The organism is Plantactinospora sp. A48 (assembly GCF_055793945.1).
Window position 1 is genome coordinate 1 of sequence record NZ_JBTIXF010000114.1, and the last position, 8,689, is coordinate 8,689.

The following is an 8,689-nucleotide window of genomic DNA, read 5'->3' on the forward strand; positions in this document are numbered from 1 at the left end:
TCGCGAACACCGGCCGGCGCCAGCAGGCCCTGGCCCCGGCCGAGGAAGCCACCGGCATCTACCGCCGGTTGGCCGAGGCGAACCCGGACGCCTACCTGCCCGACCTCGCCATGTCGTTGAACAACCTCGGCAACCGCCTGTCCGGGTTGGGGCGGCGGGAGCAGGCGTTGGCCCCGGCCGAGGAAGCCACCGGCATCTACCGCCGGTTGGCCGAGGCGAACCCGGACGCCTACCTGCCCGACCTCGCCATGTCGTTGAACAACCTCGGCAACCGCCTGTCCGATCTGGGGCGGCGGGAGCAGGCGTTGGCCCCGGCCGAGGAAGCCGTTACGATCCGGCGCCGGTTGGCCGAGGCGAACCCGGACGCCTACCTGCCCGACCTCGCCACGTCGTTGTGGGCGTACGGATGGGTGTGTGTGAACGTGAAGGCCAACTACGCCAAGGCACTGGAATCGGTCACCGAAGCGATCAGCCTCTATGAGCCGCTCACCCGCCAGCTGCCGCGGATGTTCGCCGGACAGCTATTCTCGGCATACCGGACCTTGGCGGACGTGCTTGACGGCCTTGGCCGTACCGAGGAGGCCACCGAGTTGCGCCAACAGCTCGACGAGGCGACCGGCGGTGGGACAGACACGCAATGACGGTTGGGGTTCGGGAGGACCCGGGCGGGTGCGCACGAAGGTCCCCGACCTTACGAGCGACAGCCGCCCGTTACCCGACACAGCGGCCCGCTCGCCTACATCGATCGCTCACCCGACTCACCACGATTACCACAACCAGCAGTCGCAGCGTGCATAAAATGCATGACTCTTGGCGACAGAAACGCACGGATCTGTCGCGATTCGGGCGGCGGCCCACGTCCACCGGTTACTCATCGTGAGCAACGGACGGGCGTCGTCGGGGACGACCGGCACCGCAAGGTCCCCCAGCGCCACTCGCCCAGGCCTCTGCACATTTGGTGTACTTGGCTCTGCATCGGAACCCGTACGCCGACACTCTGATCGCCACCCGGACCTGGCTGACCGTGATCCGCCTGCCGCCCTACGCGCCGGACCTCAACCCCACCGAGGGCGGTCTGGCGCTGGGTGAAATGTGGCCTCACCAACATCGCCGTCAACGGCGTCGACCACCTCGCCGACCTGGTCAGACAACGGCTACGAGCGTGCCAGCATCAGACCGATCTTCCTCGCCGGTTTCTTCGTCAACACCGGCATGGCCCTCGGCCCCGAACCACCAAGACGGTCCGAACGTCAGCCTTCTAACCTCTGTAGCTACGGCGAGCGCGCCATAATCAAGTGCTGTTTTCAACCCATTGCCACCGGTCTACGCTGTGGCTCGAGGCCCGCCAGGGACCCGATATCCGCACGCTGGAAGCGATGTCTAGAGGCGCAGTGACGCGCTAGGACGGAATCACAGGCGGCGAGTGCCAGCAACTGAGAGGCAGGTATGAGAGCAGACACGGTTCAACTCGTCCACGTCTTCGGCACTGACCGCCGGCACGTGGTTCCGGTCTTCCAGCGCCCCTACGTGTGGGAGGAGGAGCGCAACTGGGAACCTCTCTGGTCCGATGTCCGGATGGCGGCCGAGGAGGTCGAGGCGGAGATCAGTGGGGCCACGATGACCTTCGCCGGCGCGCCCCGCACGCACTTCCTCGGGGCGATCGTACTGGAGCGGCTGCCCCCGGCCCCCGGACGAATCCTCGCCATGAATGTCATCGATGGGCAGCAACGCCTCACGACCCTTCAGGTGTTACTCGCCTCGTGCTGGGCGGCGGCGCACGAGCATGCTGCGGACAACGCGGAAGCCCTGCTGAAACTATTCCTCCACAACACCGCGCAGCTCGTCCACAAGGACCATCCGTACGAACGGTACAAGGTCTGGCCGTCCCTACCGGACCGCGACGGGTTCAAGAAAGTCTTCGCAGCCGAGCTCCCAGCAAGGCGGGCCGACGAACACCGACTGCTGACGGCACGCCGGTACTTCGACGACGAAGTGCACGCCTGGCTCTCCGCATCGAGCAAGCCCGTTGAGCGAGCGGACGCCCTTGTCATCGCTCTGCGGGAGCGGCTGGGTCTCGTGGAGATCCAGCTAGAGGCCCAGGACGACGCGCAGGTCATCTTCGAGACCTTGAACGACCGCGGCACCCGCCTTCGGGCCTCCGATCTCGTAAAGAACACCCTCTTCCGGATCGCGGAGCAACAAGGACAGGACGTAGCGACCCTGCACGCCGAGTACTGGACGTCCTTCGACACGGCGTGGTGGGGCGAGGAGGTGACGACGGGTCGAATCAAGCGAGCCCGCATTGACCTGCTGCTGTCGTACTGGCTGTCCATTCAGACCGGACATGAGGTGCCAGTCGAGCGGTTGTTCGCCGACTTCCGCCGCTGGCAGGCCAGCACGCAGATGTCCGCAGCGGAGATTCTCGCTGACCTGGCTCACCACGGTCGGGCCATGCGAAAGATGGAGAACCTTCTGGGGGCCGACCCCACCGGACGGCTGCTTGAGACACTCAGCATGCTCAACACCACGACTCCAGTGCCAATCCTGCTACACCTGCAAGCCCGAGAAGGGGTGAGTGTCGAACAGCGGTCCATCGCAGCGCGCGCAATCGAATCCGTGATCGTGCGCAGGTTCGTCTGCGGCCTCACCACCAAGGACTACAACCGGCTCTTTCTGTCCATCCTGCAGAAGATCCGTACAGCCGACGATGCGGTGGTGGGTGATCAGCTACGAGACCAACTCGCCGCACAGACTGCGGAGTCGCGGCACTGGCCGGAGGACAGCGAATTCATGACCGGCCTCCTGCAGGAGAACCTGTACCGAGTCCTACGCGGCCCTCGGCTGCGAGTGTTGCTGGCCGGACTGGAGGCGTCGCTACGCGGCACGAAGAGCGAGTTGTCCTTCAGCCCCGCCCAAGCCGCCAAACTCAGCGTCGAACATCTCCTGCCACAGGAATGGGAGCAACACTACCCGCTGCCCGCCGACAAGACCGTGGACGCGGCCAAGGCCCGGCGCAACAGGGTACTCCATCAGCTCGGCAACCTGACCCTCACCACCACGAGCCTCAACTCATCCATACGGAACGGGCCATGGCTGGCGAAGCGTGCCGAACTAAACAAGCATGCCGTACTTCTGTTGACCGCTGCAACTGTCCTCCAACCGCACGAGATCATCCCCCAACCGATGGCGTCGACCTGGTCCGAGGGATGGACCGACGAGCACATCGAGATGCGCACTTTCGTGCTTGTTCGCCTCGCACTCAAGATCTGGACGCGGCTTGACTGAGCCAGTGGACCTACCCCGCCGCCCCACTGTCAGCTAGTGCCCCGTCATGCAGCTTTGAACGAGTAATCCGGGGGACTGTAAAACGAACGGCCCTGTCTCACATTCGGTGGTGACGGAGGGTGGCGAGTGTCGTTGCTCCTGCGTGGAGGATGTCAACAAGCTTGTACAGGCGGTGTTCTCGGGGTTGTCCCCGCTGGTCATCGAGGATGTGGTCGACGAGGGTGAGCGGATCGTGGTGCAGGCCCGGACGCCGCGTGACACCACGGTCTGCCCGAGGTGCGGGGCTTCGTCCGGGCGGGTGCACGGCTATCACTGGCGGACGGTCGCCGACGTTCCGGTCGACGGGCGCCGGGTGGTGGTCCGTGTGCGGGTGCGGCGTCTGGTGTGCCCCACGCGCGGCTGCCGCCACACCTTCCGTGAACAGGTCCCCGGGGTGCTGGAGCGATACCAGCGCCGTACGGCCCGTCTGAACAGGCAGGTCAAAGCCGTGGCCACGGAGCTGGCGGGCCGGGCAGGGGCCCGTTTGCTGGCGATACTGGCCATGGGCCTGTCCCGTCACACGGCCCTGCGCACCCTGCTGGGTATCCCGTTACCCATCAGGCGGACGCCCCGCGTGATCGGTATTGACGACTTCGCTCTGCGCCGGCGGCACCGCTACGCCACCGTAGTGATCGACGCCGAGACACATGAGCGGATCGATGTACTACCGGACCGCACCGCCGACACCCTCGAGGCGTGGCTGCGGAAGCATCCGGGTGTCGAGGTCGTGTGCCGCGACGGCTCTGCCACCTATGCTGAGGCCATCCGCCGTGCCCTGCCCAACGCGGTGCAGGTCGCCGACCGGTGGCACCTGTGGCATAACCTGTGCGACGCCGCGCTGAGCGAGGTGAAGGCGCACAGCACCTGCTGGGCCCCCGTCCTGGACGCACCCATCTACGACGGGCCCCGCGCACAGACGACCCAGCAACGCTGGCACCAGATCCATGACCTGCTCAACCAAGGCGTGGGCCTGCTGGAGTGCGCCCGCCGCCTGCAGTTGGCCCTGAACACCGTCAAGCGCTACGCGCGCGCCGACCGGCCCGAGCGGATGCTCCGCGTCCCCAAGTACCGCGCCAGCCTCGTCGACCCCTACCGCGAGCACCTACGCAAACGTCGGACCGAGGACCCAGGCGTCCCCATCAAGCACCTCTACCAAGAGATCAAAACCCTCGGCTTCACCGGCTGCCTCAACCTCCTGCACAAGTACATCAACCAAGGCCGCGCGGACGCCGACCGCAGCCACATCTCCCCACGCCGCCTCGCCCAAATGATCCTCACCAGGCCCGACAACCTCAAACCCGAGCATCGAGACCTACTGGCACGACTCACCGCAGCCTGCCCCGAGATGACCCACCTGGCCGCTCATGTCCAGGCTTCGCCGAACTCCTGACGCCTCACGCGGGAAACGCCGACCGGATCTCGTTCTGGACCGCCCGAGTCCGCGCGGCCGATCTACCCCAACTACACGCCTTCACCCGCGGTCTGGAGCGGGACCGCGACGCCGTGAACGCCGCGCTCACGCTTCCCTACAGCAACGGCCCCACCGAAGGCGTCAACACCAAGACCAAAAGAATCGCACGCCAAATGCACGGACGAGCAGGCTTCACCCTGCTCCGCCACCGCATCCTCCTCGGATAACACCACCCTCCGTCACCACCGAATGTGAGACAGGGCCGTTCGTTTGACAGACCCGCTTCCGGCCGTAACCTCGACAGCAGTTTGTGACCTGCCACGACGAGCCGCTCGTATGTCGAGGAAGCCACCACAGCGGTGCACGATGAGTAGCAGCGGCTGGGGATAGGCACGAGATGCCTTTCGGATGGATTGAAGATCCTGCACGCTTGGCCCACCCCCCGCAGGGTGACTGTGCCAGTCGCCGACATAGCCCATCCAGGGGTGCCCGAGAGTGGCGATCGCCCGGTCGAGGACCCGCTGGGCAAGGTTCTCGCGCCGGATCCACGAGGTGCCGGAGGCGGCCGGATCCACTACCTCGACGGCAGAACGGACGATCACAATCTCGTTGTCCCACCATCCAAGAAGCAGACCGCCGGCCTCCAGCGGTGCCGCACGTCTGGCCGCTTCATCGATGGTCTGACGAGCGTCGGAGTGAATCATTACTGGAACTGTCCCGGTCACAACGCCACCGGGACGGAAACGGCATCTGGTGTGAGCAGACCGAGCCGGTCGAAGGGCGGATCAGGCTGGGGCCGGCGAACATCGGCCATAGTCGCCGGCAGGGCGCATTGGTGGGTCGCTTGGTCGATGATCATCCGGCAGGCGAGCTCGGCGGCGGCGATAACCGCCGCTGGTGGCGTCCGCGAGATAGGTTCACCGCACCCGGCCTCCCGTGCTCCTGCGCGGACTGGTTCGCTGGCCAGGGCCGGTAGGTGTTGTTCTGCGCGACGCAGGGGAAAACGGTCAGCCCTGATGATGTCGCCCTCGCGCTGTACACACGCGGAAATAACCGTGTGACCGGTCCCTGCGCCGACGATGTCAGCGGCCGTCGCGAGCAGGCTGCTGGCACCGGCGTGGGCGGTGGCGTCGAGCACCACGTTGTGGGTCTTGACCAGCTCGACGGCGTCACCCAGCCGGATGATGTCCCAATTCTGCCGCTCCACCTCGCCAACGTCGAACCCTGTGGCCGCCAGCCGGTCCATGACAGCGGTGACCTTGTACTTCCCGACGTCGGTACTGCCGGCGAGGTGACGTACGACATTGCCGGGACGCAGACGCTCACCGTCGATCAGAGTGAGACGGCGGACGCCGGAGCGGAACAGGATGTCGGCGGCGAAAGATCCGAGCCCCCCGGCGCCGACCACGGCGATCCGGACATCAGCCAGTTCCACAGCGGTGGTACCCGCGCGTATCGACCGGGTGGCCAGGCTGGTGTCGGCGCTTTCGCAGGCTGTGATCGACGGAACGGGGCCGCCGCGCTGTACAGCAACGGCCAGGGCCGCGCGGTGGCCGTTGCGGGAGTACCTCAGCAGGAGATAGCCGACGGCACCGAGCGCGATCAGACGAGTGACTTCATCGGCACCTTCAAGAGCCTGCGCGAGATCGGCCCATTCCCGAGGTGGGGAGCTGACCTCCCCCAGATCATCGACCCACGCGAGTCCACGGTCCTTTGGATGTAGCTGCTGAGGTCCTCGCAGCGCGATGACCCCCGGCCGCCGGTTGCCGGTCACCTTGATGGTGCGCGGTGTGGGCCCCGGTGCCGTCTTGTAGAGCCCGACTTTCCCGGTGAGCACGTCGGCGTCGTATAGCACGAGAGTGCTGGCGTCCTGCTCCAGGTACCGTTCGAGGTCGCAGACATCATCGTCCTGCCAGCCGACGGCCGTCTGTTCCAGCCAGTTCCGCACCCGATCCAGCAGAACCTGGGGTTCGCGCCATGGCGCGGCGTCGACCGGATGGGCGCTGCCGTCCCAGAGGCAAAGGTTGCCGTGAAGCCCCGGCGGGGCAGGCCGGTCGATGTGGAAGGTCAGCTCCATCGTTGTTCCGGGATCGAGCACCCGAACCGCCGGCGCGGCGAACGGAAACCGATCGGTCAGCTCCACCTCGATGCGGGCATGGACGAGGCCGTGGACCGGGTGCTGCCACGCCAGGTCGCCGCGTAGCCGATGCCCGTCGTCGCCGAAGCCCAGTTCCCCGAGGCGCGCACGCCAGGAGTCGGCTTCGGCGACGAGGCCGCTCTGCCAGGAGCTGATCATGCGTAGCGGCCACTCCCGGCCGGCACGGTGGACGCGCCCCGGGTCACCGCCGACGCCTGCTTCCTGGTGCCATCGGCGTTGCAGTACTCCGGCAGCGGGAAGACGTACTCCTCGGTCGTGGTGTTCTTGGTCGTGCCGAACAGCTCACGCCACTTCACCGCGGCCGGGCAGTCCTCCACGTCCAAGGCGTCTTCGGCCAGCGTCGCCGCCTCGGCGATCCGCTCGGCCGCAGCAGCCAACTGCTCTGCCGTGGCCTTGGTCTTGATCTTCTTGCCGTCCAGCGTCGGGTCGTCGAGGCCCTCATCGGCAACGTCCACGAGCAGGTCGGCGATCTCGCGGAGCACGACGGTCAGGTACCCGGCGTACGTCGTCTCGTCCGGCTTGACGTTGCTGAACGCGTGATACGTGAGAACCTCGAAGAAGTAGCCGCCGGGCTGGTCATCGACCCAGACCCGGCGGATCTGACGGACGAGCTTGACCACGGGAACGTAGACCCCGCTGCCGGGATCGTCGTCGTAAAGCAGGTAGTCCTTGTTCGCCTGCGTCGTCAGCTCGGCCATCTTGGTGGGATTGGTCTCGACCCACCGGGCATTCCCGTCGTCCTCGATCTTCTCCGGGATCTCCCAGTGATCCCCGCACGGCCGGGCGATGACCACATCGACGGACAAATCGTAGTTCGGGAAGTCCACCATCACAGACCGATGCTGGCGCGTGACCCGGTCGGGGAATGCTGCCTCCAGAACAGCCTCGACGTGGTCGAGGATCTTGCCAGGGCGCAGGTCTTTACCGGCCTTGCTCAGCCGGACGAACACGTCGACGTCCTTGACCCGACGGATCGACACGTGCCGGCCGTAGGAGCCGATCAGCAACGGATCGACCCCGAGCTTCACCAGGAGGCCGTCTGCCTCCAGCGCCGCCGTGACTTCGGCATGCGCAGACTGGGCGTGCTTGGCGTCCTCGGTCGGCTCGATGTTGCTCAGTGCCGTCTTGAAGTGGGTGGCCAGCGTGGCCATGTGCTCTCCGTTCCCTGGGCTGGCAGGTGCGCCTGGTACGGCCGCCGAGGGGGTGAGGTCACGGCCAGTTTCTACGACGCTGTGCACGGCGCCCGCATTCCCGAAAGAGCCGAGCACCGACGGGACGGTACGGCGCGGGTACGACAACCTCGCCCACCAGCAGGACCAGCCGCCAGTTTTGGCCGTACCGGAGGAACACCACGTCAGCCGTTCGGCGGAGCAGGGAACGGTTCGTGCACGTTCGCAACTGGGTTGAAGGTGTTCGCCGCCCACTGCCCGGGGGTCGACGCAGCCAGCCGGGCGCCGAGCGCCACAGCGATCGCCACCGGCCCGCTCAGAAAGATCGCGTGATGACCCGTCCGCGCCTCGGCCGGCGACGGCGCGGTATCCCACGCGTTGTACGTCTGCGAGATGACCCCGTTGAACGTCCTCATGTCCTGCTTCAGCAGCCTGTTCTCGTTGCGAAGCAGGAGCAGCCACCCGATGCCGCGCTCACGACACGCCTTCATGAAGTGCGCGTTTACCAGCGCCTTCGGGACTGTACAAATAACGGCTGATCGACCGATCAAGGGAGAGACGCCAGATGATGACCGAGACCATCGTGGAACAGCCGGCCGTGGAGCCGTCGGGTGTGGTCACGGATGA

At 66.2% G+C, this 8,689-nt stretch carries 6 protein-coding genes and 1 pseudogene; 3 read left to right on the plus strand and 4 right to left on the minus strand.

Going from position 1 to position 8,689, the window contains the following annotated elements; translation table 11 throughout:
* The 3 genes and pseudogenes from ACXN5W_RS29990 to ACXN5W_RS30000 all read left to right on the plus strand — a co-directional run.
* Positions 1 to 641, plus strand: a 641-nt coding sequence (locus ACXN5W_RS29990; RefSeq protein ID WP_473161752.1) for a tetratricopeptide repeat protein, incomplete at its 5' end; no start/stop codon positions are given.
* Positions 642 to 1,446: 805 nt separating this feature from the next.
* Positions 1,447 to 3,285 (plus strand): DUF262 domain-containing protein, encoded by a 1,839-nt coding sequence (locus ACXN5W_RS29995; protein WP_473161753.1) that lies wholly within the window; start codon positions 1,447 to 1,449, stop codon positions 3,283 to 3,285.
* A 142-nt stretch (positions 3,286 to 3,427) separates the two neighbouring features.
* Positions 3,428 to 4,962, plus strand: a pseudogene (locus ACXN5W_RS30000) (ISL3 family transposase).
* Between the two features lie 12 nt (positions 4,963 to 4,974).
* Here the strand turns inward: ACXN5W_RS30000 and ACXN5W_RS30005 are convergent.
* From ACXN5W_RS30005 to ACXN5W_RS30020, 4 genes are all read right to left on the minus strand, one after another.
* Positions 4,975 to 5,439: a M67 family metallopeptidase gene (locus ACXN5W_RS30005; RefSeq protein WP_473161754.1), complete on the minus strand. Its 465-nt coding sequence runs from the start codon at positions 5,437 to 5,439 to the stop codon at positions 4,975 to 4,977.
* A gap of 17 nt (positions 5,440 to 5,456) precedes the next feature.
* On the minus strand, positions 5,457 to 7,031 hold the full coding sequence (locus tag ACXN5W_RS30010) for a ThiF family adenylyltransferase (protein ID WP_473161755.1): 1,575 nt from the start codon (positions 7,029 to 7,031) through the stop codon (positions 5,457 to 5,459).
* Positions 7,028 to 8,044, minus strand: coding sequence for an SMODS domain-containing nucleotidyltransferase (locus ACXN5W_RS30015; RefSeq protein ID WP_473161756.1), 1,017 nt, complete (start codon positions 8,042 to 8,044; stop codon positions 7,028 to 7,030). Before ACXN5W_RS30015 ends, ACXN5W_RS30010 begins: the two co-directional genes overlap by 4 nt.
* A 203-nt stretch (positions 8,045 to 8,247) precedes the next feature.
* A complete protein-coding gene (locus ACXN5W_RS30020; protein ID WP_473161757.1) occupies positions 8,248 to 8,553 on the minus strand; it encodes a hypothetical protein in 306 nt (101 codons plus the stop codon).
* Positions 8,554 to 8,689 lie beyond the last annotated feature (136 nt).

Coding starts and splice junctions, on each gene's coding strand:
- ACXN5W_RS30020 (WP_473161757.1), bottom strand. CDS start 8,553: ATGAAGGCGTGTCGTGAGCGCGGCATCGGGTGGCTGCTCCTGCTTCGC.
- ACXN5W_RS30015 (WP_473161756.1), bottom strand. CDS start 8,044: ATGGCCACGCTGGCCACCCACTTCAAGACGGCACTGAGCAACATCGAG.
- ACXN5W_RS30005 (WP_473161754.1), bottom strand. CDS start 5,439: ATGATTCACTCCGACGCTCGTCAGACCATCGATGAAGCGGCCAGACGT.
- ACXN5W_RS29995 (WP_473161753.1), top strand. CDS start 1,447: ATGAGAGCAGACACGGTTCAACTCGTCCACGTCTTCGGCACTGACCGC.
- ACXN5W_RS30010 (WP_473161755.1), bottom strand. CDS start 7,031: ATGATCAGCTCCTGGCAGAGCGGCCTCGTCGCCGAAGCCGACTCCTGG.